Genomic DNA, 25,686 nt, shown 5'->3' with positions numbered 1-25,686 from the left:
GGCGTGGCGGGCCACCGATAGGATGCCAAGCTATGAGGGAAACCCGCCATCTCGATCCCGCGGCACGCGGCCGCATCGCCCTGGCGCACGGGCAGCGGCTGCCCGTCCACGCCCACGACCGCGGTCACCTGGTCTATCCGGCCACCGGCGTGCTGTCCGTGACCACCGTCGGGGGCACGTGGATCGCCCCGCCGACCCGGGTGGCGTGGACTCCCGCGGCCTTCGAGCACCACCACACCGCGCACGGCAACGCGGACATGCGGATCCTGTTCCTGGTCGACGCGCTCGCCGCCCGGCTGCCCGCGCGCCCGGCCGTGCTCAGCGTCTCCGGGCTCGCCCGCGAAGCCCTGCTCGCCCTCACGGCCGAGGAGGCTGCCGCCGGCGGGCGGGCGCCGGAGGCGGTCGACCGGCTGCACGCCGTCGTCGTCGACGAGCTCGCCCTGGCGCCCGAGCAGCCGCTGCACCTGCCCGAGCCGGCCGACGACCGGCTCCGGGCGCTGACCGGCATCCTCTACGCCGACCCGGCCAACCAGCAGACGCTCGCCGAGCTCGGGACGCGGGTCGGGGCGAGTGAGCGCACGCTCAGCCGGCTCTTCGGGCAGGAGCTGCGGATGAGTTTCCACCAGTGGCGCACTCAGCTCCGCGTCCACCACGCGCTCACCCGGCTCGCCGCGGGGAAGTCCGTCACCGAGACCGCTCTCGCCTGCGGCTGGGCCAATCCGACGACCTTCATCGAGGCTTTCGCCGCTCTCGTCGGCGAGACCCCGGGCCGTTACCGCACCCGTCAACTCCCCGGCGGGCGGGGCTAGGCGGGGTCCGCGCGGAGGTCCACCCGCCAGTCGTTGCTGCGCATGGGGCGCCCGGGCGGGAACTCGAAGGCGGTCTCGCCGAGGAGGGTGAAGCCGGCCTTGCGGCAGACGGCGTTCGAGGCGGGGTTGGCCACGTCGGGGAAGGCGTGCAGATGGGGGTGGCGGGCCTCGCGGCGGGCCGCGGCGACGGCGGCCCTGGTGGCGGCCACCGCGATGCCCCGGCCCTGGTGGGCGGGCAGGACGTTCCAGCCCATCTCGTGGACGGTCGCGCCCTGCCACGTCCGGGTGCCGTAGCCGACGGTGCCGACCGGCTCGCCGCCGGGGAGCAGCACGATGCGGTACATGCAGCCGACGCCGGAGGGGACGAAGTCGAGGTAGCGGCGGTGCCGGTGGAGGAGTTGCCGCTCCGTCTCCGGGCCGCCGACGTGCCGTTTCATCTCCGGGGTGTTGACCTGGCGGAGCAGCGCCAGATCGGCGTCCGTCCAGGGCTCGATCCGTATCCGTGCGGCGTCCGCCCGAGTGCTCTCCACCCACGGACGGTAGCCGCCGCCGGGCCCGCTCGTCACCCGACTATTCGGGCCCGGTCCGCTGCTCGGGCGCACCCGGGTCGGCCAGCGCGCGGGCGAGCCGGTCGAGGGCGGGGAGCGCCTGCATGACGGCCTCGCGGTCGGGGGCGGTCAGGGTGGCGAGGGCGGTGGCGATGCGGCGCTCGTGGGCGTGCCGCCAGTCGTCCAGCTGGCGCAGACCCGCCGGGGTGAGCGCGATCCGGGCGGTGCGGCGGTCGCCGGGATCGGCCTGGCGGTCGACGAAGCCGGCCTCCAGCAGCTTGCCGACCAGGCCGCTGACGGTGTTCGGGGCCAGCCGCTGGCGGGCGGCGAGTTCGCCGACCCGCAGCGGCGCGGCGGCGAGTGTCTGGAGGAGCTCGACCTGCGCCATCGGCAGGGACTCCCACGGGTACTCGGTGCGGATGCTGCTGCGCAGGGCGCGGCGCAGCCGGGTGACCACGTCGGTCAGCCGCCGGGCGCGTTCGATCGCCGGAGCGGGGAGCTCCGCCGGGACCCCGGGGGCGGCCTGGGTGTCGGCAGGCGCGGCGGCGGGGTCGGGAACGGGGGGTGACGACGGCATGGCGGACAGCGTAGCGCCTGGTGGCGGCCGCGCCGTCGGCCCGATCACCCGCCGAGAAGGGGTCGGTCGCCGACCCCAGGCCGCCCACCGACCGCCCACCCCCGACCGCCCGCCGGAGGCCGCGGCCGCCGGTCGCGTACCGTCTCGACACCGGGCCGACACCCATCGGTGGCCGATCAGCTCGTAGAAGGAACATATCTGTATCCGATATATTTCGCCGCATGAACGCCACCGCCCTCGCCGCCAGGCTGCTCGCCGAGCGCCCCCGGCCGCGCGGCATCGCCGGGTGGCGGCACGCCCACTGGCTGGCCGTCGGCACCGTCTGCCTAGGGGCGTTCCTCGGCCAGCTCACCGCCGGCATCACCGCCCTGGTGCTGCCCGCGCTCGGCGGGCACTTCCGGGCCGACTTCGCCGCGGTGGAATGGGTCGCGCTGGCCTACCTGCTGGTGCTGGTGGCCCTGCTGGCCCCGGTCGGCCGGCTCTCCGACCTGGTCGGGCGCAAGACGATGTACCTCGGCGGCTTCGCCGTCTTCGCACTGGCCTCACTCGGCGCGGGGTTCGCCGGCGGCCTCTGGATTCTGGTGGCCTGCCGGGCCGTGCAGGCGGTCGGCGGCGCGATGATGCAGGCCAACAGCGTCGCCCTGGTGGCCCGCGGCGTCCCCGGCCACGCGATGCGCCGGGCGCTGGGCATCCAGGCGGCCGCCCAGGGCCTCGGCCTGGCGCTCGGGCCCAGCCTCGGCGGGCTGCTGGTCGAACACGCCTCCTGGCGCTGGGTGTTCTGGATCAATGTGCCGATCGGACTGTTCGGCATCCTGGCGGGCTGGTTCCTGCTGCCCCGCACCCGCGCCCGGGCGTGGGTCCCCGGTGTCGCCGACGGCGACGGCGACGGGGGCGTGGGCGGGGGCGTTACCGGGGGCGGCCGGTTCGACCTGTCCGGGTTGCTGCTGCTCACCGGAGCCACCACCGCGCTGCTGCTCGCCCTCTCCACCGCCTCCGGCCTGACCCTGCCCGGCTGGGCCGCGGCGGCCCTGCTGCTCGCCTCGGCGCTGCTCACCCTCGGCCTGGTCCGCCAGGAGCGGCGGGCCGCCCGGCCGATCCTGGCGCCGGGGCTGGTCAACACCCCGGGCGTGCGGCCCGGGCTGGCCGTCGCGCTGATCGGCTATCTGCTGCTGTTCTGCCCGCTGGTGCTCGGCCCGGTGCTGCTCGCCGGGGCGGGCGTCCCGGTGGTCCGGGCCGGTCTGGTGATCACCCTGCTCCCGGCCGCCTTCGCGCTCGCCGCGACCGTCGGCGGCGCGCTGCTGCCGCGGGGCTGGTCGGACGTCGACCGCTGCCGGTTGGGCGCCGCCGTCGCGGGCGCCGGGCTGCTGCTGCTCGCGCTGCTGCCGGTGGGGGCGGCGACGGCGGCGGGCCCGCTGCTGGTCGCCGGGTACGGGCTGGGGCTGCTGCTGCCAGCCAACAACGCGCTGGTGATGCGGGCGGTCCCGCCGCAGTGCTCGGCGGTCGGCGGCGGCATGGTCAACATGGCCCGCAGCCTGGGGACGGCGCTCGGCACCGCGCTGCCCGTCCTCGGTGTCCATCTGGCGGGCGCGGCGTCCGGCGGGCGGACGGTCCTGCTCGCGCTCGCCGCCGTGGCCGTCCTCGCGGTGGCGCTGGTCCGCCCGGCCGGGCGCACGCCGGGGCGGCCGGAGCCGGGCGGGGCCTGACCGGTGGCGCCGCGGAGGGGGCCCGGGGCGCCGGCCCCGGTGGCCCGTCACCCCTCGGCCTGGGCCTTGAGGTGGTGCAGCCAGGCGTCCAGCGAGGCATCCAGCGCCGCCTGGAGTTCCGGCCGGGCGGCCTCCACCGGCGCCCCGGCCCAGGACTCCTCGGTGTGGACGCGCACGCCGTCCCGGACCGGGGTGAAGGTCCAGACGTGCACGGCGGTGATCCCCTGGGCCGGGCCGCCCCAGACGATCCGGTGCGGCGGGCGCACCTCCCGGACGGTGGAGGTGATGTCGCTCAGGCCGTGCACCGACCAGCGGAACACCGAGCCGGTGCGCAGCGGGCCGGGAGTCAGCCACTCGGTGCGGGTGACGTCGGGCTGCCAGGACGGCCAGGCCCCGATGTCCGTCTGGATCCGCCAGATCCGTTCCAGCGGCGCGTGGATGACGATGTCGTCGCGGGTGATCACCGGGGCCCGGGGGTCGATCCGGACGGCAGGCTGCTGCCCGCCGCCTCCGCAGAGCCCGGTGACGACGGCGACGGGCAGGGCGGCGGCCCTGGCGGCGAGGGTGGTGAACATGGTGGGTCTCCTGGTCGGGGTGCCTGAGGGGGATGCCTAGGGGGGATGCCTGGGGGGCGATCGGGCGGGGCCGCGCCTACGGGACGAGGACGACCTTTCCGGCGACGGTGCCGGACTCCGCCAGGCGCATCGCCTCGGCGGCGCGCGCCAGCGGCAGTTCGGCGGCGACCCGGGCCGTGATCTCGCCCCGGTGCAGGGCCGCGAACACCTGCGAGAGGTCGGCGCGCAGGCGGGCCCGGAACCGGTTCGGGGCGAACGCGCGGCCGGCCCAGACGTTGAAGAAGTAGGCGTGGCGCCCGTTGGGCAGCAGGTTCCACAGCCACACCCGGCCGAGCAGCGCGAGCACGGGCAGCTGCTTGGAGCCCTCGGCGTCGCGGGTGGCGGCGCTGCCGTAGGAGACGAGCGTGCCGCCGGGGGCGAGCAGCCGCCAGGAGTCGGTGATGCCGGGGCCGCCGACGTGGTCGAACACGGCGTCCACGCCGCCCGGGGCCAGCTCCCGGACCCGGGCGGGGACATCCTCGCGGCGGTAGTCCACGGGCGTGACGCCGAGGGCCCGCAGGGCGTCGTGGTGGCGGCCCGAGGCGGTGCCGATCACCCGGGCGCCGGCGCCGAGCGCCAGCTGGACCAGCACCGAGCCGACCCCGCCGTTGGCGCCGTGGACCAGGACGGTCTGACCGGCCCGCACCCGGGCCTTGCGGTGCAGCATCTGCCAGGCGGTCAGGCCGTTGACGACCGCGGTCTCGGCCGCCGCCGCGCCGACGCCGTCCGGCACCTCGACGAGGTCCGCGGCGTCCAGCGCGACGTGGCTCGCCCAGCCGCCGGTCTTGGTCATGGCGGCGACCCGACGGCCGACCAGCTCGGGCCCGACGCCGGGGCCGGCCGCCAGGACCGTACCGACCAGGTCGTACCCGGGGACGAAGGGGAACGCCGGCTGGTCGTAGTAGCGGCCGCGCCGCATCTGCTGCTCGGCGAACGAGACCCCGGTGGCCTCCACCCCGACCAGCACCTGACCGGCGGCGGGCACCGGGAGCGGCAGCCCCGAACGAACCTCCAGGCCTTCCGGCTCGACCTTGCCCGGCAGGACGACCTCGACGTACTCGGTGGCAACCATGGTGATCTCCTCTGTGTTTGATGCTCTCGCTTCCGTTAGAAGCTATAACTAGAATGAATGCCGCCGAGGGTCGTGTCAAGCGAGCGAATCCATCGATCGTGAGCGCCTCTGCCGTGAGTGATACCGTCTAACCCGTGCTGTGGTCCCCGTACCCGGCGGGCGGCGGGGGCGGGCGAGCGGGCAGGACGGGGGCGGGCGGCCGGGTACGGCGACGGACCGATCCCGGGACGGATTGATCCAGGGAGGGACCGATCCCGGGACGGGCGGATCCCGGGGCGAGCGGAAGAAGGAGACAGACATGGCCGACAAGGCGCCGACCCCACGCGAGCGGTACCGGCAGCAGGTCCGCGCGGAGGTCAAGGAACGGGCCTGGGAGCAGATCGCCGGGGTGGGCGCGTCCGCGCTCTCACTGAACGCGATCGCCAAGCAGATGGGCCTGAGCGGACCCGCGCTGTACCGGTACTTCGCCAACCGCGACGAGCTGATCACGGAGCTCGTCCGGGACGCCTACCGCAGCCTCGCCGACGCCCTGCTGGCCACCGGCTCCGCCGGTGGCACCCACCCGGCGGACCTGCTGGAGCTGACCCGGACCCTGCGCCGCTGGGCGCTGGCCGACCCGCACCGCTACTTCCTCGTCTACGGCACCCCGGTCCCGGGCTACCACGCTCCCGAGGACACCACCGTGATCGCATCGGAGATCATGTCGACCCTGCTCGACGCCTGTGTCGCCGCCGGTCCGGGGCCTGAGCCGGCGGGGCCGGCCGCCGCGCTCGACGCCCACCTGGAGCACCACCGCCCCTGGGCCGCCGGACACCCCGGCGCCCGCCCGGCCGAGCTGCGCCGCGCGCTCGCCTTCTGGACCCGCCTGCACGGCACGCTCTCGCTGGAACTGGCGGGCCACTTCACCGGGATGGACCTCGACCCGGAGCTGCTCTACGCCGCCGAGGTGGCCTCCCTCACCTCGTGACGCCCGCCCACCGGGCGGCCCCGTCCGATGGGAGCGACGGCCGGGGCGGGCGAGGACGGCGGCGGCGCCGAGACGTCGGCGGGCGGGGGTGAGGCGGGTGGTCATGGCTTTCCTCCTGGTGACGGGGCACGAGGAGGGCGGCAGGGTGTGTGTGGCAGCCGGGCGGCAGGAGGGGCGGGGTGGGTCCGGGGTGGGAAGTCCGCCGACTCCCCACCCCGGACGTTCAGGATCAGCGCGCGGCGGTCGCGGGCGGGGTGAGGAGCAGGCGCTGGTTGCGCACCCCGGTCGAGTACCACTGGATCACCGGGGCGCCGTCGGCGAAGTCCCCGCCGTTGACGTCCAGGACGAGGTCGCTGTGGAAGTTGACGACGGCCATGCTCCGGTCGCTGACGCCCAGGCCCCCGTTGCCGACGTTGACGGCCCCCCAGCGCTGGTTGTCGCCGCCGGTGCAGGTCCACTGGCCGATCGGGGCGGCCGGGGCGGTGCTCCAGCCGGGGACCTCCAGGCACTTGCCGCTGTGCACGTTGACGGCGTAGCCGTCGGTGAAGCGCCACTTCTGGTTGTCGCCGCCGGTGCACGTCCACTGGCGGACGGGGGCGCCGTCGTCGGTGCGCCAGTCGGCCACCTCCAGGCACTTGTCGCTGAAGGTGGCCCGGATCTCGACGTCGCCCGTGCTGTTGACGGGCCGGTAGGCGGTCGTGGCCGAGGCGGGTGCGGCGATGCCGGCCGTGCCTGCCGCGCCGAGGAGAAGGGCTGCGGCGGCGGAGCCGAGGTGTCGCTTGATGCTGTTCATGAGTCCCCCTGGGACGGAGCTGTGCAGAGATCGGGCAGGACGGACCGCCCCGGTCCGGCCGGCGGCCGGTTGCGCGGATCGGGCGCCGGGTGGCCGGAGGCGTCATGTGATTGGACGTGCGTCGTTCGAAAAGGTTGTGCGTCGCTCCGGTGGATTTGCCGGCCGTCGGCGGACCGGTGGGTGCGCGACAGACGCAAGCCCCGGCCGACGGCGCCCTTCGGCCGGGGCTCCGGTGGTGTTCCGGATCAGGAGGCCACGTAGTGCCAGCCCTGGTTCGTGCCGCCGGTGCGGGCCCACTGGATCACCGCGGCGCCGTCGGCGGTGCTGGCGCCGGACACGTCGAGCAGCAGCCCGCTGTTCAGGTTGGGGAACCGGCGGGCGGAGTCGTTGGTGCCGTCGGACTCCTCGAACCACCACTGGTTGTCGCCGCCGTGGCAGGTCCACTGGACGGCCTGGGTGCCCCACGCGGTGCTTCCGCCGGGGATGTCCAGGCACTTGCCGGTGAGGACGTTGACCAGCAGGCCCCGGTCCCAGGTCCACTTCTGGTTGGCCCCGCCGTGGCAGCTCCACTGGATCACCGCGGCGCCGTCGGCGGTGGACCCGCCGGAGACGTCCAGGCACTTACCGCTGGCGGCGTTGACGAGCTGGAACACGCTCGGGGTGTCGGCCCGGGCCGGGGCGGCGGGCGCGGCCACGGCGAGCCCCGCGGTCGCGGCGAGCACCGCGGCGGCGGAGGCGATGCGTCTGGTGTCGATGGCTCTGATCAATGGCCCCCCTGTGGATCGGTGGCGTGCTCCCTGCACGGCCGCGCGTATTGGATCACACCGCGGGGACGGGCGGGAAGCGTGTTTCACTCTGTCAGGACCGGGGCGGGGTGCGGGCGGCCGGAGCCGGCCGGCACGGCGGGACGTTCGGCGCGGCGCAGCGCGCCCGCGCTCAGGACCAGCGCGAAGGCGAGCGCGGCGCCGTGCCTGACGACGGCGTTGTGGTAGCCGGCGTCCACCCAGACCTTCGTCACCGTGGGTCACTGGCCGGCGAGGGTGTCCAGGACCTGCTTGCCGCCGGCAGAGTCCTGGACACCGGCGGCGGTGACGATCAGGACCAGGAGCAGGCCGAGGGTGTCGGTGGCGATGTGCCGCTTGCGGCCCTCGACCCGCTTGCCGCCGTCGTAACCCTGGCTGTCGGCCGGGGTGTTGGGTGATGCCTTCAGCGCGGCTGCGTCGCCACTCCACCAGCATCGGCTCGATGAGCTCCCCCCTGACCGCCCTTCAGGTCCCAGGGAGACCTGCGTCGTTCCGTCACAACTGATCAATGTCGCGGACACGGATCCGGCCGCCACGAGATCCTGGAACCGAGTCCGTGCCCCAAGAATCAAAGCCGGACAGTTGGGGGGAATCCCCTGTCGAACACCCTCCGAGAGGGCCGGGGCTGAGACGGTCGGGGCTGAGACGGCCAGGGCTGAGACGGCCGGGGGCGGTGGACGGAATCCGTCCACCGCCCCCGGCCGGGTGCTGCGGGTCGATCAGGACGCGGGCACACCAGGGGTGGCGCCGCGCTCGGTGAGCATGTCGGTGATCAGCTGGATCTCCGAGGTCTGCCCGACCACCATCGACTGGGCGAGCCGCTTCTCGGTCTCGTTCTTCGCCAGGTCGACGTAGCCCTGGGCCATCTCCACCCCGCCCTTGTGGTGCTCCAGCATCAGCTGCAGGTAGAGCACCTCGGCGTCCCGCCCGCTGAGCGAGCCCAGCTTGGCGAGCTGGGTGTTGGTGGCCATGCCGGGCATCAGCGAACCGTCGTGCGCCGCATAGTCGTGGCCCATCTTCATCCAGGCCATCGGCTTGGCCGCCGAGTGCTGCGGGAGCCCCCACTGGTCGAGCCAGCCCATCATCATCCCGCGCTGGTTCGCCTGGGTGTTGATGATGTCGAAGGCGAGGGTGCGCACCGACGCGTCGCCGGTCCGGTCCCGGACGATGAACGACAGGTCCACGGCCTGCTGGTGGTGGGTCGCCATGTCACGGGCGAACCCGGCCTCGGGCGAGTCGTCCGCCGGGGCCGCGATCGAGGACGAGCCGGACGCCGACGTCCCGCTCGCCACCAGCGCGGGGACCCCGAGCGCGAGGGCGAGCGCGGCGGCCAGCGCCGCCGGCCACCAGAGCCGCTTGCGGCCGGGCCGGGGCGCCGCGTCCGGGGTGTCGTCCAGGGCGTCGCCGTGGCCGGTGTCCCGGCCGTCGTCGTGCGCCCCGGACACCGCCGCGTCGGCGGTCACATCGCCCCCATGGTGCAGGACGCGCCCGGCTCCTGGGTCTGCTTGCCCTGCACGTACTTGGTGAAGAACTCGCCCACCCGGGGGTCACTGGCGCTGTCCACGACCAGCTGGGTGCTCCAGGCGCTGAGGGTGATGGTGCCCTTCTCGTCCGGGTACGGGCTCATCAGCGAGTACGGGGTGGCCTTGACCTTGTCGGAGAGGGTCTTGATGTCGTCCGGCGTGGCCTTGCCGTTGTAGGTCACCCAGACCGCGCCGTGCTCCAGCGAGTGGACGGCGCGCTCGTTCTCGACCGGCTGGTCGTAGACGTGGCCCATGCAGTCCAGCCAGATCGCGTTGTGGTCGCCGCCGACCGGCGGGGTCTGCGGGTAGGTGACCTTCTCCTTGACGTGGTTGCGGCTCAGGTCGCCGAAGGTCTGGACGCCGTCGATCGGCGCGGCGGCCGCGGTCTCCTTGGCCTTCTTGTCGTTGTTGGCGTCGACCACGATCCAGGTGCCGGTGGCGATCGCGGCGATCACCAGGGTCCCGGCGACCACCGAGGCGATGATCTTGTTGCGGCGGTCGCGGCGCTGCTCGGCGGCGCGCAGCTCGGCTATCCGGGCACGACGGTCGAGACCGGCCTGCTTGCCGCTCGGCTTGTTGGACTGCTTCGAGGCGGAACCCATGAGGTGTCCTTGTCCCCGCCGCGCGCTTCGGGCGCGGCGGTCAGATGAGAGGGCGGAGGGGCGGATCCGTCGGTGCCGCCCCGGCCGCCGTCCGTTCGGACGGGCGGGGGGAGGACCGGCGGTGGGTTCCGCTCAGGACCGGTGAACTTGGAGCTCGTGCAGGTCGGGTGCCGGGCGCGGACCGTCCGGGAGCCCGCGCGGAAGCATCCGGGGCCGGGCCCCGGGAGTCTCCGGGCGGGGCGTCAGGGCGGGCTGCTGCTGGGGCGGCGGATTGGGCAGCTGGGCGTCCTGGGCGCAGTACGGGTGACCGGAGCAGCCGTTGTCGCGGTGCGGCGGCTCACCGTCGGCGGAGCACCACGTCCGGTGCCGCTTCTGCTCGGCGAGCCGGTCGGCGAGCGTGCCGGCCGGACCGGTGCGCGGGGCTCCGGCCTGCCGGGACGCGTGCTCCGCCGCCGGCGTCCGCGGCGCTCCGGCGGTCGGAGGTGTCCCGGCGGTCCGCGGTGTCCCCGTCGTCGGGGCGGCCGCGAGGGCCGGGCCGGCGGCGCCGTCCGGAACGGACGCGGGGGCGGACCGGTCCACCGAGACCGCCTGGGCCTGGCCCGCGCACGGGAGCGCCGCCAGCAGCCCGACCAGCAGGAGGAACCACAGGGCGCCCACCGGGCGGCCCGCGAACGCGGTCCTCCCCGGTCGGAGCGATCTGGGGGCCGACGCGGTCATGCGCACATTTAATCAGCCGAACGGGTGAAGCGATGCCCCTCCTAGGCCCCCATTTTCGGCCCCCGAACCTCCTGAATACCCCGGAAACGCCCTGCTCGGGGCAGTTCCGGCAAGCGCGGACGGAACGGAAACGAAACATGGGGCGAACCCGGTCATTGGGATCATCCGATCAGTGTGCGGTTGTCGCCGAAACCCGGACACCGTCGTTGCACTCGGAGACAATGACGTCGAGTCCGGCCCCGCCGGGGGCGGCGCGACCACGGACCGACCAGGAGCCGCCAGATGAGCAAAAAGGGTGCACCCGCACAGCAGCCCCGACCGGACGACGGTTGGTGGGAAACGGTCTACGAAGGGCCGGCGGGCACCCTCCCCGACACTCCGGACGCGGTACCGGGGGAGGGTAGCGTCGACGACTGGTTCGACACGGCGGCCGGGCTGATCGGCCAGCAGCGCACGGGTGGGCCGGAGGGCGAGGCGAAGCCCGCGATGGCGCCCGAGGTGGCGGAACCTGCGGCGCCGGCGGCGCCGGTGCCCGAGGGGTCGGCCCCCGAGGCGTCGGAGCGGGCCGTGCCGGAGCCCGACCTGCTGGAGCGGGACAGCATCGACGACTGGTTCGACACCGCGGTCGGGGTGATCGGGCAGCAGCGCGGGCCGGAGGAGACGCACCGGTTCCCGGCCCCGGCCTGGGCGGCCGCGCCCGAGGCGGAGGCGGGGCCCGAGCCGGAGCCGGGTCCGGGTCCGGAGGCGGTGGAGGAGCCCGTTCTCCGGAAGGGCCCGGAGCCGGCACCGGAGCCGGACCCCGTGGTGGAGCCCGAGCCCGAGCCCGTCCCCCCGGCTGCGGCGGTGGCCGTCGCCCGCCCCGCCGCCCGGTCGGTACTCGCCGACGCCGGGCCCGCCGTCCCGCACGTCGGCGAGCGCCCGCCCACGTACGGGCCCGAGCCGACCGCCGTACCGGAGGCCGACCCGGGCTCGCTCGGCGCCGTGGTGCCGGACACCGTGCTGGAGGGGGCCCAGTACGCCACCGCCACCGTGCGCGCCGTCTCGGTCCGCGGCGACTCCGCCCGCTACCGCGGCGAGCCCCGCCGGGACGCGCTGCTGGTGACCAGGTTCGGCGAGGGCACGGACGGCCTGCTGCTCGCCGTGCTCGGCGGCTTCGACCGCACGGGCGCGGGCTCCGCCGAGACGCTTGCCGGCCTCGCCGACATCGCCCCGGAGGCGGTCGCGACGGCCTCCGCCGAGGCGTGCCGCCAGCTCGCCGCCGCGATCGGCCGCAGTCGGGCCGGCCTCGCCGCCGACCTGCGCGACGGCGCGCGGGACCGCCTCCGCTACGGCCTCCAACGGCTCGCGACGGCCGCCGCCGCCCCGCTGCGCGGCCTGGCCCCCCGGGCGGCCGGCGAGGACCCGGTCTTCCCGGCCTCGCTGCACTGCCTGCTGCTCTCGCTCGACCCGTCGGCCTCCTACCGGGCGGCCTTCGGGGTCGGCCCCGGCGGGCTCTACCTGCTGCGCTCCGGTCACTGGATCGACGCCTACGCGGCCCGGCTGCTGCACCACCCGGACGGTCAGCCCCCGCTGCCGGACGGTCCGGCGCCGGACCCCCGCCCGTTCCGGTTCCGGATGGTCCCGGCCACTCCGGGCGACATCCTGCTGCTCTGCACCCCGGGTCTGGCCCGGCCGATCGCCGACGAGCCGGCCGTCGCGCACTTCCTCGCCGCCCACTGGGCACACCCGCACCCGCCGGGCACCGTGGACTTCCTGCGCCAGGTCCAGGTCCGTGCCAAGGGGTACGCCGACGACCGCACGGCGGCCGCGATCTGGACGGAGTGACGCTGCCGGAGTCCCTCCGTCAGGCGGGCGCCAGCAGGGTCCGGCAGGCCGACTCCGCGAGGTGCAGGGCCCTCGCGCGGAGCGCGCCGGGCAGGCCGAGCGCGAGCGGTACGGCGAGACCGTCCAGCAGCGCGCGGATCTGGGCGGCCCGCTCGGTGGTCGCTCCGGGCGCCGCGGCGAAGGAACCGGAGGCGGCGCCCTCGTCGAGCAGGGCGACCAGGTCGGCGTCCCAGGGGGCCTCGATCTCCAACTGCCCCTGCCGCAGCTCCTCGCTGGCGGGGGAGCGCCCCCACACCTCCACCCAGAGGATCCAGCGCGGATCGCCCGCGCCCTCGGGCAGGTAGAGCCGGGTGTAGTCGCCCAGCCGCTCCCAGACGTCCCGGTCGCCGTCGGCCAGCGCGGTGCGGCGGCGGGCCCCGAGCTGGTCCTCGCTCCAGCGCAGCGTCTCCAGCAGCAGTTGGTCCTTGCTGCCGAAGTAGTAGAGCAGGTGACCGGCGCTCATCTGCAGCTGCTTGCCGAGGCCGGCCATGGTCAGCTTGGCGAGCCCGTGTTCGGCGATGGCGGCCCGCGCGGTGGCGAAGACCTCCTCGCGGGGCCGCGCCGGCCGGCGCGGGCGGGCGTCCGCCATGTGCTGCTCTCCTCTGTGCCGCTGCGACCGCGCCGCAGCGGCACCCACGATACCGGCGGCGCCCGAACCCCCCCCTGACCAGGAGCCCACCGGGCCGACGCCCCACCCCCGCCCTCTCGGCGCGGGCGGGGCCCGCCGCCGGGGCGGCTCAGCTGTTGGTCCGCGCGAGCCGGTAGGGCCCGAGGAAGTACGAGAGTGCGGCGTGGGAAGGGCCGTCGGAGATCTCGCCGCTGGTCAGCAGCTTCACGACCCCGGCTTCCGACACCCACTCCACCCGGGCCGCTTCGGAGATGTCCTCCGGCTCGCCGATGCGGGTGCATCCGGTGACGTGGTAGCTGCGGAAGTGTGCGTCCGAGATGCCGGCCATGGCGTCGTACTCGGTCATCAGCTCGACCCGGCCCGGACGCCAGCCGGTCTCCTCCTCGACCTCGCGGGCGATCGCCACGGCCGGGTCCTCGCCGGGATCGGCCCAGCCGGCCGGTACCTCCCAGCCCCACCGGCCGGTGATGAAACGGTGCCGGTGGATGAGCAGGAACTCGCCCGCCTCGTTGGTGACGACGGAGGTGGTGGAAGCCCGGGGCATGCGGACCACGTGATGCTCGATCCGGCCGACGCCGGGAATGTCCACATCGTCGAGCCAGACCTCGACCCAGGGCGAGCCGTACACCTGCCGCCGACCATGCACCGGCCACTCCGCTCCCGCCACCGGGCCCTCCTCATGCGCGTGCGAGCTGGTGGCCCGACTCTCTCACGCGTGCGGCCAGCTCCTGTACGGGCTTCTCGCCCGCCCATGGGGCGAGGGCCTGCTGGAGTGCGCGGGCCCGGAGGATGAGCGGCTGGACGACGGCAGGGCCGGCGAGGTCAAGGCCGGCGTGCGCGGTGGCACATGCAGCATCGAGGTCGCCTTGGCCGAGTCGAACTTCGGCGAGGTCGAGGGTGAGGACGGCCCGGCCCTTGATATCGGCGACGGCCCGGTGGGCGATAGCGGTCTCCAGGAGGTGACCGGCGGCGTCGTGTTCGCCGAGGTGGGCGTAGGTCTCGCCGGCGAGACCGTCGAGGCGTGGGGCGGTGAAGAAGTCGAGGCCCGCTGGCTCCTCGCCGGTGAGGTCGAGAAGGTGGCCCGCCTGGTCGAGAGCTGCGAGCGCCTTCTCTCGGAGCCCGCTGGCCGCGAGAGTGCGGGCGAGGTTGGCGTTGACCCATGCCCGCCGCCGGGGCGCCGCCGTCTCAGCGTGGGTGACGGCCTTCTGAAGGAAGACGGCGGCGGTGTCTCGGCGGCCCGCGGTGTACTCGACGATCGACTGCATGGTGTAAAGCCAGGCCGTGAGGTCGTCAGCTTCGCCTTCGCCCGCCGCGACGGTTCCGAGGTGGAAGTGCGCCTCGGACCGGCTGCGGTCGCCGAGGTCGTGGTTGGCAAGCCCGAGGAGCCCCGCGACGACAGCCAGTATCCGTACGCCCCGGCGCCGGGCGGCGAGGGACTGGGGCCGGGCGAGCATCTCGTGCACGCCGACGAGCTGCCGCTGGAGTAAGGGCATGGAGTCTGCGGGCGGAGTGGCCGGATAGCGGTAGGCCGCGTCGGCGACGGCCGCCTCCAGGTGGGTGAGGGCGGCATTCGATGCGGTGGACCGGCTGAGCATGTCGAGGACTTCCCAGGTCTCAGGGACAGCTGTGGGCCGATATGCCTCCGAGGCCGGCTGGTTCTCCCAGGGGCGCGCGGCAAGCCCGAGTAGCTGGCCGGGGATGTGTAGGCCGTCGGCGATGCGCTCAATGACGTCCATGCTGGAGACGGATCGGCCGCCGGTCATGATCTCGGTGACGCGGCTGGTCGTCAGCCCGGTACGTCGGGCAAGGTGCGCCGGGCCGATGCCGGCCCGTCGGGCTAGCTGAAAGACGGTGCCGATCTCTCGCTGAGCGCACGCGCTGATGAACGCGGGGTCAGCGAGAAGTCGGGCGGGGAGTGGTTCCGGTGCGGGCACGGCGGCCTCCCGGGTCGGTGATGGCAGAAGCGTAGTGGTGCCATCGGGCTCGTCGGGGCGCCACGGTGGGTACCCATGGTGGCTCTGGTACCGGCGTGTGTGGGTGCCGATGCTGTGGCCGTGACGATCGTTCAGTTGTCTCCCCCGACACCGTTCACCCGGGCTCAGCGCGAGCTCCAGGCGTGCATCAGGTGCGGGGGCGAGGACGGCGAGCTCGTGCCGGACGGCCACCGCTACACGGCGACTGGGTCCACCACGTCTCCGCTCGGCTGGGCGGTCGTCGCACACCCCGCCTGCCGGACCGCCGTTCCCGAGGAGGAGCAGTGACCACTTCAGACCCCGAGCCCCAGTCCGAGCCGGAGCTCCGCGACATGGCCGACCTCATGGGCTCGACCCCGCCGGCGCTCCCGCCGATTCCCCCGCAGGATCCCCGGTGAACGCTGTCGGCGGCCGTGCCCTCGATCGGGACGACGTGGGCGTGATGCCAGCCCCGCACGGCGGGTGCCACACGTGCGCGGAGCTGACACGCCAGCACGGGGACGCGGTGGAACGGCACGACCACTCGGCTGCTGTCGACGTGCGCATCTGGATGCGCGGACACCAGGAGCAGGACCACCGCTGATCTCCCTGGCCGGCCGTACGGCGGTACGACCGGCCAGGGCTACTCGTCTCGGAAGAGGTGATCTGGAGGGATGCCGAGTGCGTGGGCGATCAACAGCAGGCTGTCGACACTGATGCTGTTCGTCCCAAGCTCGGTCTCCGGGAGATGGTGCGCCGGTCTAGGCCTGCCGCGTGGGCGAGGCCCTCCTGGGAGCGGCCAGCTGATCTTCGTACCGCGCGCATGCGGTGACCACTCCGCTGGCGCTCGTGGAGAACCCAGCTGGGGAGATGGGACGGCACCCCGGCTCTTTCATGATCAAGTGGGAGAAAGGGGGGAGATGATCTACGAAGGAGCTGCTGTCCAGTGCCGGCACTGGACAGCAGCTCTCGGTAATCCGGCAGGTCAGGGGGCTGACCTGCCGGGGTGTCACACCTTGGGCTGCTGCTGGGTGATGCAGTGGATGCCGCCGCCGTTGGCGAAGATCTCGCGGGCGTCGACCAGTTCGACGGTGCGGCCGGGGTAGGCCTGGCCGAGGATGGCGGCGGCCTCCTGGTCGCGGGGATCGTCGAAGGCGCAGAGCACCACGGCGCCGTTGGCCACGTAGTGGTTGATGTAGGAGTAGTCGACCGGCTCGCCGTCCTCGTCCGACAGGACGGTGGGGGCGGGGAGTTCGATGACCTCCAGGGCGCGGCCCCGGGCGTCGGTGGACGCGCGCAGGATCGCCACCAGCTCCTGGCACACCTCGTGGTCGGGGTGGGCCGGGTCCGGCTGGACGTGGGCGACCACGACGCCGGGGCGGACGAAGGAGGCGACGATGTCGATGTGGCCGCGGGTGCCGAACTCGTCGTAGTCGCGGGTGAGTCCGCGCGGCAGCCAGATCGCCTTGGTGGTGCCGAGGTGGGCGTGCAGCTCGGCCTCGACCTCCTCGCGGGTCCAGTCGGAGTTGCGGCCCTCGCCGAGCTGCACGGTGTCGGTGACGAGCACGGTGCCCTCGCCGTCGACGTGGATGCCGCCGCCCTCGTTGATCAGGCGGGAGGCGAAACGCTGAACACCCGTCAGTTCGCTGATGTGCTCGGCGATGTGCTGGTCGTTGTCCCAGCGGGCCCAGGACTGCGCCCCCCAGCCGTTGAAGATCCAGTCGGCGGCGGCCAGCGAGCCCTTGCCGTCGATCAGGAAGGACGGGCCGATGTCGCGCATCCAGGCGTCGTCCAGCGGGCGCTCGACGATCTCGACCTCGGGGGCGACGTACTTGCGCGCCTCCTCGGTCTCGCCGGTGTTGACCACCAGCGTCACCGGCTCGTACCGGACGATGGTGTTGGCCACCGCGGCCCAGGCCTCGCGCCCGGCGTGCAGGTGCTCCGGGCTGTGGAAGGTCGGGTTGGTGGTGGGGAACGCCATCCAGGTCCGCTCGTGCGGGTGCCACTCGGCGGGCATCCGGTAGCCGAGCGAGGCGGGGGTGGGGGTCATCTTCGCGTCCTTGGAGGGGAGGTGAGGGTGGGTCAGAGGAAGTACAGGCGGCTGAGCGAGACGCTGTCGGCGGGCTCGGAGCGCAGCGGGTCGCCGTCCAGTGAGACCAGGCCGGTCTCGGTGACCTGCACGTCGCCGATCCGGGCGTTGCGGACCATGTCGCGCGGGCCGATGCCGCGGGTGTTGCGGACGCCGACCCGGCGGCGCCGGGTGGGCATGCCGTCGGCGGCCCGGTCCAGGTAGGCGCCGTCGGCGGCGGCTTGGGCGACGAAGGCGACCGAGAGGTCGGCGGCGGTGGCGCCGTGGGCGCCGAACTGGGGGCCCAGTACGAGGGGTTCGCAGCGGTCGGTGGAGGCGTTGGGGTCGCCCACGACGCCGTAGGCGGGGAAGCCGGCCTTCAGGACGAGCTGCGGCTTGGCGCCGAAGTGGTCGGGGCGCCACAGGACGATGTCGGCGAGCTTGCCGACATCGATCGAGCCGACCTCGTGGGCCAGGCCGTGGGCGATCGCCGGGTTGATGGTGAGCTTGGCGATGTAGCGCAGGACGCGCTCGTTGTCGTCGCCGCCCTCGGTCGTCCCGTAGGAGCCGGTGCCGTCGAGGGCGCCGAGCTCGGCCTTCATCTTGCCGGCCATGGCGAAGGTGCGGCGCACGGTCTCGCCTGCCCGGCCCATGCCCTGGGCGTCGGAGGAGGTGATGCCGATGACGCCGAGGTCGTGCAGGACGTCCTCGGCGCCCATGGTGCCGGCCCGGATGCGGTCGCGGGCCATCGCGGCGTCGCCGGGGAGGTCGACCTTGAGGTCGTGGGCGGAGACGATCATGCCGAAGTGCTCGCCGAGGGCGTCGCGGCCGAACGGCAGGGTGGGGTTGGTGGAGGAGCCGATGACGTTCTCGACGCCCGCCATCTTGAGGACGTTGGGGACGTGCCCGCCGCCGCAGCCCTCGATGTGGAAGGCGTGGATGGTGCGGCCTTCCAGGACCTTGAGGGTGTCCTCCACGGAGAGGCACTCGTTGAGGCCGTCGGTGTGCAGGGCGACCTGGACGTCGTACTCCTCGGCGACCCGCAGGGCGGTGTCCAGGGCGCGGGTGTGGGCGCCCATGTCCTCGTGCACCTTGAAGCCGGAGGCGCCGCCCTCGGCGAGGGCCTCGACCAGCGGGGCCGGGTCGGAGGAGGAGCCGCGGCCGAGGAAGCCGATGTTGACCGGCCAGGCGTCGAAGGCGTTGAAGGCGTGCCGCAGCGCCCAGGGCGAGTTCACGCCCACGCCCCAGACCGGGCCGAACTCCTGGCCGATGATCGTGGTGACGCCGGAGGCGAGCGAGGCCTCCATGATCCGCGGCGAGAGCAGGTGGACGTGGGTGTCGATGGCGCCGGCGGTGGCGATCATGCCCTCGCCGGAGACGATGGTCGTCCCGGTGCCGACGACGACCTCCACGCCGGCCAGGGTGTCCGGGTTGCCGGCGCGGCCGATGGCGGCGATCCGGCCGTCGATCAGACCGATCGAGGTCTTCCGGATGCCCTGGATCGCGTCGATCACCAGCACGTTGCTGATCACCACGTCGCAGGTGTCGCGGACGGCGGCGGCCTTGAGGTGCAGGCCGTCCCGGGCGGTCTTGCCGAAGCCGGCCAGGAACTCCTCGCCGGGCGCCTGCGAGTCGGACTCGACCCGGACGATCAGACCGGAGTCGCCGAGCCGGATCCGGTCCCCGGCGCGCGGACCGTGCACCGCGATGTAGTCGTGCGGGGTGATGGCGGTCACGATTCCACCTCGGCGTCGTCGAAGTTGGTCAGGTAGCCGGTCGCGCGGGCCTTGGCCAGGGCGGCCTCCTTGGCGCCGGGCGCGTCCAGCGGGCCGTCCACCAGCCCGGCGAAGCCGATCGCGACCCGCTCGCCGCCGATCGGCACCAGGCCGACCTCGACGGTGGCACCCGGGTCGAAGCGGACCGAGGAGCCGGCCGGTACCGCGAGGTGGGTCCCGTAGGCGGCGGCGCGGTCGAAGGCCAGGCGCGGGTTGGCCTCGAAGAAGTGGAAGTGCGAGGTGACCGAGATCGGCACCCCGGAGGTGTTGTGGACGGGCAGCACCACCGTCTCCTCGACGGGGTCGTAGCCCGTGCCCGCGCCGATCAGCGCGCCGCCGGGCGCGTCGTCACCGAGCGAGCCGGCGCCCTTGAACGGGTCGTTCACCACGGCCAGCCGGGTGCCGTCGTCGAACACCGCCTCGACCTGGACCACGGTGACCACGTCCGGGACGCCGGGGAGCACGTCGTCGGCGGTGAGCACGCTGCGCCCGGCCTCGATGGCCTCGGCGAGCCGCCGGCCGTCGCGCGCGGCCTCGCAGACGGTGTCGGCGATCAGGGCGTGCGCTTCGGGGACGTTGAGGCGTACGCCTCGGGCGCGCCGGGCGCGGGCCAGCTCGGCTGCTGTGAAGATCAGCAGCCGGTCCCGCTCGGTGGGGGTCAGTCGCACGGTTCCTCGCTCGCGGTCGCCGGGGGGTGCCGATGGGTGCTGGGGGTGCCGGGGGTGAAGTTAGAACGGCGTTCAAACATCTCGGGTCATTGAACCCGGACCCGGCCGCTCTGTCCAGCGTTGCCCGAAAACGACTCGTACGCATCGCAAACCTGTCCGGCGCGGGCAGTTGGATCACGAGTGCCGCGCCGTGCCCCTTTCACCCCAGGTGATCGGACGCATACTGTTCCAAACGGCGAAAGCTGGGCATGAGGATGGTGGTCAGAACGAGGCGGCCACCCGACCGGCGGGGGATCCGGCAGCGGGTGCCCGGATTGAGGGCGGGGGCAAGTGGTGATGGACGGTCAGTCGCGATTCCCGCGGCAGCGGACGGGCTCGGGGGACGCCTTCCGAGCCAGGCCCCAGGGGGGTGCGCCGGGTGCGTCGGCGGCCACAGGCACGGCGGGCCAGGCACTGCCGAGCATTCCGGCCCCGGGGTGTGCGCTGAACCGCCGGCTGCACGTGACGCTCGACGCGGCCGACCTGGTCGCGGTCGGCGCGGTCCGCCGGCGGCTGCGCTCCGCGCTCGGCCACTGGGGGGTGCCCGAGCTGGCCGACACGGCGGAGCTGCTCTCCTCCGAGCTGGTCACCAACGCGTTGCTGCACACCGGCCAGGGCGCGGTCTTCGACGCGGTGCTCACCGCCGACCTGCGGTTGCGGATCGAGGTCCAGGACAGCGTCACCCGGCTGCCCGGCCGCCGCCGGGACGCGGACGCCGAGTACGCCACCTCGGGGCGCGGGCTGCTGCTGGTCGAGGCGCTGGCCGACTCCTGGGGGGTCCAGCTGCGCGGGGACGGCAAGGTCACCTGGTTCGAGCTGGTCACCGCCTGAGCTGTTCGGGCTGGTCGCCGCCCGCGTTCCCGCCGCGTGACGCCCGCCTGCCTCCGCGCCCGCCGCCGCCCGCTTCCGCGCCCGCCCGCCTCCGCGCCCGCCCGCCTCCGCGCCCGCCGCCGCCTCCGCCCGCCGCCGCGCCGCTCCGGTGGCCCCGGCGCCACCCGTTCGGCGCGGTTCCCGGACCCCGGCCGACCCGGCGTCCGAGCCGGGAGGACCAGGTCGTTCGCCGCCGAACGGCACCTCCGGGCGAAGGGCGAGCCGAAGATTCCCGGTCCGGTGCCATTGCCGCTCGGCCGAACATTGGCGAGGATGGTGGGAATGTGTGTCCACGTGCGGCAAACAGCGGGGAGACCTCACCTCGACTGGTCGCCGCCCGGCCGCACGGTCCGATCGAGCACCACCCACTCACACTGCCCCGCGGCCAGGCCGGACACCCGGCGCGGCTCGCCACGGCAGCGGCAGGAGCAGCATGCCCACTGAGCCCGAGTCGCCGGGGCCGGCGCTTCCTCCCGGTCAGTCCACGGCCGGGTCGGGGCGGGCGAGACCACCCGCCCAGGCGGTGCGCAGGCACGCACTGCGGACGACGCCCGGACTCGCCGGGGGCCGGCTGGCGCCGATGCTCTCGGGTGGCCTGCCCGTCGCCTCCGGGGACTCCACGCCGGACTGGCTGGAGCCCGCGATGGCCGCCAACGGCATCGGCTCCTTCGACTGGGACATCCGCCGCGACGTCCTGGAGGGCGACCAGCGGGCCTGCGCGATCATGGGCCTGGACGCGGCCGAGCGGGACCGCTTCGACCGCACCTCGTCCTCCTTCCTGGCCCTGCTGCACCCCGAGGACGCGCCGGTGGTGCGCCGCCGGGTCGAGCGCGCGGTCGCCGAGCTGGGCCAGTGCGGCGCCTACTACCGCACCGTCGGGCCGAGCGGGACGATGCGCGCCGTGCGGTTCCGCGGCCGGGTCCTCGCGGACGCCTTCGGCCGGGCCTCGCGGATGGTGGGCTTCATCTGGGACGCCACGGTCGAGCTGCGCAAGCGCGACCGCGCCGACCGGATGGCCCTGCTGCGGGAGGAGCGCTCGCGGTTCATCAAGGAGGCCGCCCGCGCGCTCTCCGAAGCCGTCACCGTCCGTGACGTCGCCCGGGTCTTCACGGAGCTCCCGCTGCCCGGGCTGCCGCCGGACGGCCTGGTGCTGGCCTCCTTCGAGTCCGGCCGGGTACAGATCCTCGGCGCCTCCGGCTACCGGCCCGAGGAGCTCACCTTCTGGGACCGCTCGGTGCTGCCCGCCGACCATCCGGCGGCCGAGGCGCTGCGCAACCGGGCGCCGGTCTTCATCGCCAGCCGCGAGGAGTTCCTGGAGCGCTACGCGAAGGTGTGGACGCCGACCAGCCGGACCGGCCGCAGCTCCTGGGCCTTCCTGCCGCTGGTCGCCAGCGGCCGGCCGATCGGCGTCTGCCTGGTCAGCTTCGACGACGACCGCCAGCTGGACACCGACGAGCGCACCCTGCTCTCCACCCTCGGTGGCCTGGTCGCCCAGTCGCTGGCCCGGGCCCGGCTGCACGACGCCGAGCACGAGCTGGCGGCCGGCCTGCAGCGGGTGATGCTGCCGCGCAATGTCCCGTCGGTGCCCGGCGTGACCACCGCCGTCCGCTACCTGGCGGCCGGCTCCGGCCTGCAGATCGGCGGCGACTGGTACGACGTCGTCCCGCTGCCCGGCGGGCACGTCGGACTGGTGATCGGCGACGTCCAGGGGCACGACGTGCACGCCGCCGGGATCATGGGCCAGCTGCGGATCGCGCTGCGCGCGTACGCGGCCGAGGGCCACCCGCCGGCGGCGGTGATGGCCCGCGCCTCCCGCTTCCTCGCCGACCTGGACACCGACCACTTCGCCACCTGTACCTACGCCGAGGTCAACGTCGACTACGGCGTGGTCTACGCCGTCCGGGCCGGCCACCTCGACCCGCTGGTCCGCCGGGCCGACGGCACCGCCACCGTGGTCCAGGTGGCCGGCGGGCTGCCGCTGGGCATCGCCCCGGACGAGGAGTACCGGGTCACCCGGTTCAGCCTGGACCCGGGTGAGACGGTGCTGCTCTGCACCGACGGCCTGGTCGAGGCGCGCGGCATGGACCTCGACGACGGGATCGCCCGGCTGGCCGAGGTGGTCGCCGGCCCGCTGGCCGAGAGCCGGGAGGGCCACGCCGACCCGCTGGAGGAACTGGCCGACCGGATCTCCTCCCAGGTCGCCGACTCCAGCGAGCGCGAGGACGACATAGCGCTCCTGCTGCTGCGCTGGGACGGCCCGGAGGGCGGCCTCGCCGCCCAGCAGCTGCGCCGCCGGATCGGGCAGGCCGACCTCGAACGGATCTCCGAGGTGCGGGCCGAGCTGCGGGACGCGCTGCGCCGCTGGGGCGTGGCCGAGCTGGTGGACACCGCCGAGCTGCTCGCCTCGGAGCTGGTCACCAACGCGATCCGGCACACCGACCGGGACGCCATGTTCACCGCCCGGCTCTACCGCGAGGCGGCGGCGGACGGCGGCCGGGCCCGGCTGCGGGTCGAGGTGGAGGACGAGTCCGACCTCTGGCCGACCCGCCGGACACCGGGGGAGCAGGCTTCCTCCGGGCGCGGGCTGATGCTGGTCGAGGCGCTGGCGGACGGCTGGGGCGTGGAGCCGCGCGGCTCGGGCAAGCGGATGTGGTTCGAGCTCACCGCGACGACGCCGACGGCCTGACCGGCCCGGCTCACCGGCGCCGGCCGGACCGGGGCCGCCCGGCGCCCCTGAGCCGGGCGCGGGTCGTGCGCCGGGCGCTGCCGTCCGGCGCCCGCCCGTCGGCCCTGCGGCGTCCGAGCGGCCCGGGGCCGGCCGGTGGAGCGCCGGCCGGCGGGCGGCCTCAGCCGAACTGCTGCTCCAGGTCCTTCAGCTTGCGCTCCAGCGAGTCGAGCCGGGGCAGCGCGACGGTGTCCTCCTCCATCGTGAGGTCGATGGTGCGCCGCTCCGGGCGGGCCGGCAGCCCGGTCTGCACCACCGGGCCCTCGGTGGCCGGCGCGGGCGGCTCCACGGCGGGCGGCTCCACGGCGGGGCGCTCCGCCATGGGCCCGCCGGTTATGGCGGACTCCTGGCCGGCCTCCAGCTGCCGGGCGGCGCCGCGGCCGCGCCAGGCACTGTTGGAGCGGTTGATGGCCCGGATCTCGGCCCGTTCGCGGCGCCCGGCCAGCCTGCGGCGCTCCTTCTCCATGATCTTCTCCCGCTTGTCGTCGCGGACCTCGTCCACCGCCTCGTCCAGGCTGCGCACGCCCTCCAGCAGCATCAGCGACCAGGCCGCGTAGGTCTCGCGCGGGGCGCGCATCCAGCGGACGATCCGGATCTGCGGCAGCGGGCGCGGGACGAGGCCCTGCTCGCGCAGCGCGGCCCGGCGGGTCTGCTTGAGCGCCCGGTCGAACAGCACGGCGGCCGAGAGCGACATCCCCGCGAAGAACTGCGGGGCACCGGCGTGGCCGAAGCCGCGCGGGGCGTGCACCCAGTTGAACCAGGCGGAGGCACCGGCGAACAGCCAGACCAGCAGGCGCGAGCCGAGTGCGGCGTCACCGTGGCTGGCCTCGCGGACGGCGAGCACCGAGCAGAACATCGCCGCCCCGTCCAGGCCGAACGGGACGAGGTATTCCCAGCCACCGGAGAGGTTGAGGTTCTGCATCCCGAAGCCGACCAGGCCGTGGAACGACAGCGCGGCCGCGACGCCGGCGCAGCAGAACAGCAGCGTGTACGAGGCCGCGCCGTACAGGGATTCCTTGCGGCGGCGGCGTTCCTCGGAACGCTCCCAGGAATCCGAGCCGCGCGGGCCGGCGGATCCCCGATTTCGGACCAGGGCCACCAGCAGGGCGGTGACCAGCAGCACCGCAACGCCGGTGACGGCCCAACCGAGCGGTATGTCGGACAATTTCATCGCCTGGACCAGCCTCGCTTTCCTGCGTCGTGATGGCGGGGACCATCATGGCGGATGCTCGGCCCGAGAATGGCCGATTCTCCGTCAATGCGCTGAGGAGAGGGATTTCTGACGTGGGAGAAGTCCCATTGTCGTATTAATTAAGGGGTGCTATTCCCCGGAATTCCGGGGATTCCGGGGGCCGTCCGAAGGCCGATGCCGTCAACTTCGCGTGACGCGGGGGCAGCCGCCGCACATCTCCTCCGGCCGCACGGTGTAGACGAGGCAGCAACTGGCCCGGGCACGGTCGGTGCCCGAAGCACCTTCGGTCGCGAAGCCCGCGCCGGGGGTGAAGGACGGCGCGCACACGCCGGGCGTGCACGCCCTGGCCACCGGGAGCGCCGGGGCTGCCGCTGGCCCGTCGTCCGCCCGGTCCGGTGCCAGCAGGTCCGAGAGCTCCGCCCGGGCCCGTTCCTCCTCGCCGAGCAGCCCGCCGACGTACCAGAGGCCCTCCACCACCGCGTCGGTCGCCATCGCCCAGAGCATCCGTGGGCTGCGCCGCACCGCCGGGCGGAAGGCGGTCAGCACCGGGGCCAGGAAACCGGCCAGCGCGGTGCGCAGTTCGGCGGCCAGTGCCGCCTCGTCGGCCACCGTCCGGGCGCCGGGCAGCCCGGCCGCCGGGTCGTCCGGCAGGCAGACGAACACCCCCGGGCGGGCGGTGAGTTCGCCGGTGGCGCGGCGGATCGAGACGTCCTCGGGGGTGAGCAGCGGCACCCGGCGCTCCAGGAACCAGGGCAGGGTGAACAGCAGCGCCGTCGGCCAGCTGAAGCGGTGCAGGCCGAAGCCGGCCGCGACGTCGGGGCGCAGCGGGCGGCCGTACCGGGCGAGCCCCTCCCGGGCGTCGTGGGCGATCAGTTCGGCCAGTGCGTCCGGGTCGGTGAGGAGGTCGGTGCCGCTGATCCAGCCGTCGCCGGTGCGGGGAGGGGCGCTGTGCACCCGCAGTGCCGGGAAGAGCCGGCCGAGTCTGCGGTAGCTGGTGGTGCATGGCGCCGGCGTGCGGGTGACAGCGTGCGCGGGGGTGGTGCGGGGGGCGTACGGCGCGGGGCCGGGTCGGGTGCTGCTCGCGGTCATGGTGCGGGCCCTATCGGGTCGACCGGCCCCGTGCCGGACCGTCCGACCCGTGCCCGGCCGGGTTCGCCGGCGGCCGGGCCCGGCCGGCC

The 25,686-nt window shown here is 74.4% G+C and carries 26 protein-coding genes; 7 read left to right on the top strand and 19 right to left on the bottom strand.

Annotated elements, in window-relative coordinates; translation table 11 throughout:
- Window positions 1–32: 32 nt before the first annotated feature.
- Window positions 33–809, top strand: a complete 777-nt coding sequence (locus tag ABZ495_RS03520; protein WP_359802349.1) for a helix-turn-helix transcriptional regulator — start codon at window positions 33–35, stop codon at window positions 807–809.
- Here the strand turns inward: ABZ495_RS03520 and ABZ495_RS03515 are convergent.
- Both ABZ495_RS03515 and ABZ495_RS03510 read right to left on the bottom strand, forming a co-directional pair.
- A complete protein-coding gene (locus ABZ495_RS03515) occupies window positions 806–1,339 on the bottom strand; it encodes a GNAT family N-acetyltransferase (protein WP_359802347.1) in 534 nt (177 codons plus the stop codon). The two genes, ABZ495_RS03520 and ABZ495_RS03515, sit on opposite strands and share 4 nt — an antisense overlap.
- 40 nt (window positions 1,340–1,379) lie before the next feature.
- Complete coding sequence (locus ABZ495_RS03510; RefSeq protein WP_359834253.1) at window positions 1,380–1,934, bottom strand: MarR family transcriptional regulator; 555 nt, start codon at window positions 1,932–1,934, stop codon at window positions 1,380–1,382.
- A 221-nt stretch (window positions 1,935–2,155) separates the two neighbouring features.
- Here ABZ495_RS03510 and ABZ495_RS03505 point away from each other — a divergent pair, with 221 nt between their 5' ends.
- Complete coding sequence (locus tag ABZ495_RS03505) at window positions 2,156–3,637, top strand: MFS transporter (RefSeq protein ID WP_359834252.1); 1,482 nt, start codon at window positions 2,156–2,158, stop codon at window positions 3,635–3,637.
- 47 nt (window positions 3,638–3,684) lie between these two features.
- Here ABZ495_RS03505 and ABZ495_RS03500 read toward each other — a convergent pair whose 3' ends face one another.
- Window positions 3,685–4,212, bottom strand: coding sequence for an SRPBCC family protein (locus ABZ495_RS03500; protein ID WP_359834250.1), 528 nt, complete (start codon window positions 4,210–4,212; stop codon window positions 3,685–3,687).
- A 76-nt stretch (window positions 4,213–4,288) separates the two neighbouring features.
- Window positions 4,289–5,323 (bottom strand): medium chain dehydrogenase/reductase family protein, encoded by a 1,035-nt coding sequence (locus ABZ495_RS03495; protein WP_359834249.1) that lies wholly within the window; start codon window positions 5,321–5,323, stop codon window positions 4,289–4,291.
- A 298-nt stretch (window positions 5,324–5,621) separates the two neighbouring features.
- Here ABZ495_RS03495 and ABZ495_RS03490 point away from each other — a divergent pair, with 298 nt between their 5' ends.
- Complete coding sequence (locus tag ABZ495_RS03490) at window positions 5,622–6,290, top strand: TetR/AcrR family transcriptional regulator (RefSeq protein ID WP_352290338.1); 669 nt, start codon at window positions 5,622–5,624, stop codon at window positions 6,288–6,290.
- A gap of 229 nt (window positions 6,291–6,519) precedes the next feature.
- Here ABZ495_RS03490 and ABZ495_RS03485 read toward each other — a convergent pair whose 3' ends face one another.
- The 7 genes from ABZ495_RS03485 to ABZ495_RS03455 form a co-directional block, all read right to left on the bottom strand.
- Entirely contained in the window at window positions 6,520–7,083 is a 564-nt protein-coding gene (locus ABZ495_RS03485; protein ID WP_359802337.1) for an RICIN domain-containing protein, read from the bottom strand.
- A 245-nt stretch (window positions 7,084–7,328) separates the two neighbouring features.
- On the bottom strand, window positions 7,329–7,850 hold the full coding sequence (locus ABZ495_RS03480; RefSeq protein ID WP_359802335.1) for an RICIN domain-containing protein: 522 nt from the start codon (window positions 7,848–7,850) through the stop codon (window positions 7,329–7,331).
- 83 nt (window positions 7,851–7,933) lie between these two features.
- Window positions 7,934–8,101: a hypothetical protein gene (locus ABZ495_RS03475; protein WP_359802333.1), complete on the bottom strand. Its 168-nt coding sequence runs from the start codon at window positions 8,099–8,101 to the stop codon at window positions 7,934–7,936.
- A gap of 6 nt (window positions 8,102–8,107) precedes the next feature.
- A complete protein-coding gene (locus ABZ495_RS03470; protein ID WP_359802331.1) occupies window positions 8,108–8,407 on the bottom strand; it encodes a transposase in 300 nt (99 codons plus the stop codon).
- Window positions 8,408–8,605: 198 nt separating this feature from the next.
- Window positions 8,606–9,181 carry a DUF305 domain-containing protein gene (locus tag ABZ495_RS03465; protein WP_359802979.1) on the bottom strand — a complete coding sequence of 192 codons (576 nt, stop codon included), beginning with the start codon at window positions 9,179–9,181 and terminating at the stop codon, window positions 8,606–8,608.
- 164 nt (window positions 9,182–9,345) lie between these two features.
- Window positions 9,346–10,011: a DUF3105 domain-containing protein gene (locus tag ABZ495_RS03460; protein WP_352290346.1), complete on the bottom strand. Its 666-nt coding sequence runs from the start codon at window positions 10,009–10,011 to the stop codon at window positions 9,346–9,348.
- A gap of 132 nt (window positions 10,012–10,143) precedes the next feature.
- Window positions 10,144–10,728 (bottom strand): hypothetical protein, encoded by a 585-nt coding sequence (locus ABZ495_RS03455; RefSeq protein ID WP_359802328.1) that lies wholly within the window; start codon window positions 10,726–10,728, stop codon window positions 10,144–10,146.
- A gap of 282 nt (window positions 10,729–11,010) precedes the next feature.
- On the opposite strand from ABZ495_RS03455, the gene ABZ495_RS03450 reads away from it, so the two are divergent.
- The gene (locus ABZ495_RS03450; RefSeq protein ID WP_359834248.1) at window positions 11,011–12,552 is read left to right on the top strand and encodes a hypothetical protein; all 1,542 of its coding nucleotides are present in this window, start codon (window positions 11,011–11,013) and stop codon (window positions 12,550–12,552) included.
- Between the two features lie 19 nt (window positions 12,553–12,571).
- Here the strand turns inward: ABZ495_RS03450 and ABZ495_RS03445 are convergent, their stop codons facing one another.
- The 3 genes from ABZ495_RS03445 to ABZ495_RS03435 form a co-directional block, all read right to left on the bottom strand.
- Complete coding sequence (locus tag ABZ495_RS03445) at window positions 12,572–13,180, bottom strand: TetR/AcrR family transcriptional regulator (RefSeq protein ID WP_359802324.1); 609 nt, start codon at window positions 13,178–13,180, stop codon at window positions 12,572–12,574.
- 148 nt (window positions 13,181–13,328) lie between these two features.
- On the bottom strand, window positions 13,329–13,886 hold the full coding sequence (locus tag ABZ495_RS03440; RefSeq protein WP_359834246.1) for an NUDIX hydrolase: 558 nt from the start codon (window positions 13,884–13,886) through the stop codon (window positions 13,329–13,331).
- A 10-nt stretch (window positions 13,887–13,896) separates the two neighbouring features.
- Complete coding sequence (locus ABZ495_RS03435) at window positions 13,897–15,153, bottom strand: helix-turn-helix transcriptional regulator (RefSeq protein ID WP_359834244.1); 1,257 nt, start codon at window positions 15,151–15,153, stop codon at window positions 13,897–13,899.
- 120 nt (window positions 15,154–15,273) lie between these two features.
- Here ABZ495_RS03435 and ABZ495_RS03430 point away from each other — a divergent pair, with 120 nt between their 5' ends.
- Entirely contained in the window at window positions 15,274–15,480 is a 207-nt protein-coding gene (locus ABZ495_RS03430) for a hypothetical protein (protein ID WP_359834241.1), read from the top strand.
- 700 nt (window positions 15,481–16,180) lie between these two features.
- Here ABZ495_RS03430 and ABZ495_RS03425 read toward each other — a convergent pair.
- From ABZ495_RS03425 to ABZ495_RS03415, 3 genes are read right to left on the bottom strand one after another with little or no spacing between them, the layout of a single operon-like run.
- Complete coding sequence (locus ABZ495_RS03425) at window positions 16,181–17,221, bottom strand: agmatine deiminase family protein (RefSeq protein ID WP_359834240.1); 1,041 nt, start codon at window positions 17,219–17,221, stop codon at window positions 16,181–16,183.
- A gap of 32 nt (window positions 17,222–17,253) precedes the next feature.
- Window positions 17,254–18,966 (bottom strand): urease subunit alpha, encoded by a 1,713-nt coding sequence (locus ABZ495_RS03420; RefSeq protein ID WP_359834386.1) that lies wholly within the window; start codon window positions 18,964–18,966, stop codon window positions 17,254–17,256.
- A 5-nt stretch (window positions 18,967–18,971) separates the two neighbouring features.
- On the bottom strand, window positions 18,972–19,682 hold the full coding sequence (locus ABZ495_RS03415; protein WP_359802295.1) for an urease subunit gamma: 711 nt from the start codon (window positions 19,680–19,682) through the stop codon (window positions 18,972–18,974).
- A gap of 501 nt (window positions 19,683–20,183) precedes the next feature.
- On the opposite strand from ABZ495_RS03415, the gene ABZ495_RS03410 reads away from it, so the two are divergent.
- Together ABZ495_RS03410 and ABZ495_RS03405 are read left to right on the top strand one after the other, a co-directional pair.
- Window positions 20,184–20,552 carry an ATP-binding protein gene (locus ABZ495_RS03410; RefSeq protein ID WP_352290360.1) on the top strand — a complete coding sequence of 123 codons (369 nt, stop codon included), beginning with the start codon at window positions 20,184–20,186 and terminating at the stop codon, window positions 20,550–20,552.
- 562 nt (window positions 20,553–21,114) lie between these two features.
- A complete protein-coding gene (locus ABZ495_RS03405) occupies window positions 21,115–23,277 on the top strand; it encodes a SpoIIE family protein phosphatase (protein ID WP_359834238.1) in 2,163 nt (720 codons plus the stop codon).
- Between the two features lie 160 nt (window positions 23,278–23,437).
- Here ABZ495_RS03405 and ABZ495_RS03400 read toward each other — a convergent pair whose 3' ends face one another.
- Together ABZ495_RS03400 and ABZ495_RS03395 are read right to left on the bottom strand one after the other, a co-directional pair.
- The gene (locus tag ABZ495_RS03400; RefSeq protein WP_359834236.1) at window positions 23,438–24,487 is read right to left on the bottom strand and encodes a DUF2637 domain-containing protein; all 1,050 of its coding nucleotides are present in this window, start codon (window positions 24,485–24,487) and stop codon (window positions 23,438–23,440) included.
- Window positions 24,488–24,688: 201 nt separating this feature from the next.
- Window positions 24,689–25,597: a (2Fe-2S)-binding protein gene (locus ABZ495_RS03395; RefSeq protein WP_359834234.1), complete on the bottom strand. Its 909-nt coding sequence runs from the start codon at window positions 25,595–25,597 to the stop codon at window positions 24,689–24,691.
- Window positions 25,598–25,686: the final 89 nt, after the last annotated feature.

The sequence above is a fragment of the Kitasatospora sp. NPDC005748 genome (genome assembly GCF_040630735.1).
GTDB lineage: Bacteria > Actinomycetota > Actinomycetes > Streptomycetales > Streptomycetaceae > Kitasatospora.
The sequence above is the reverse complement of the archived record's forward strand: the minus strand, read 5'-3'. Positions and strand labels throughout refer to the sequence as shown.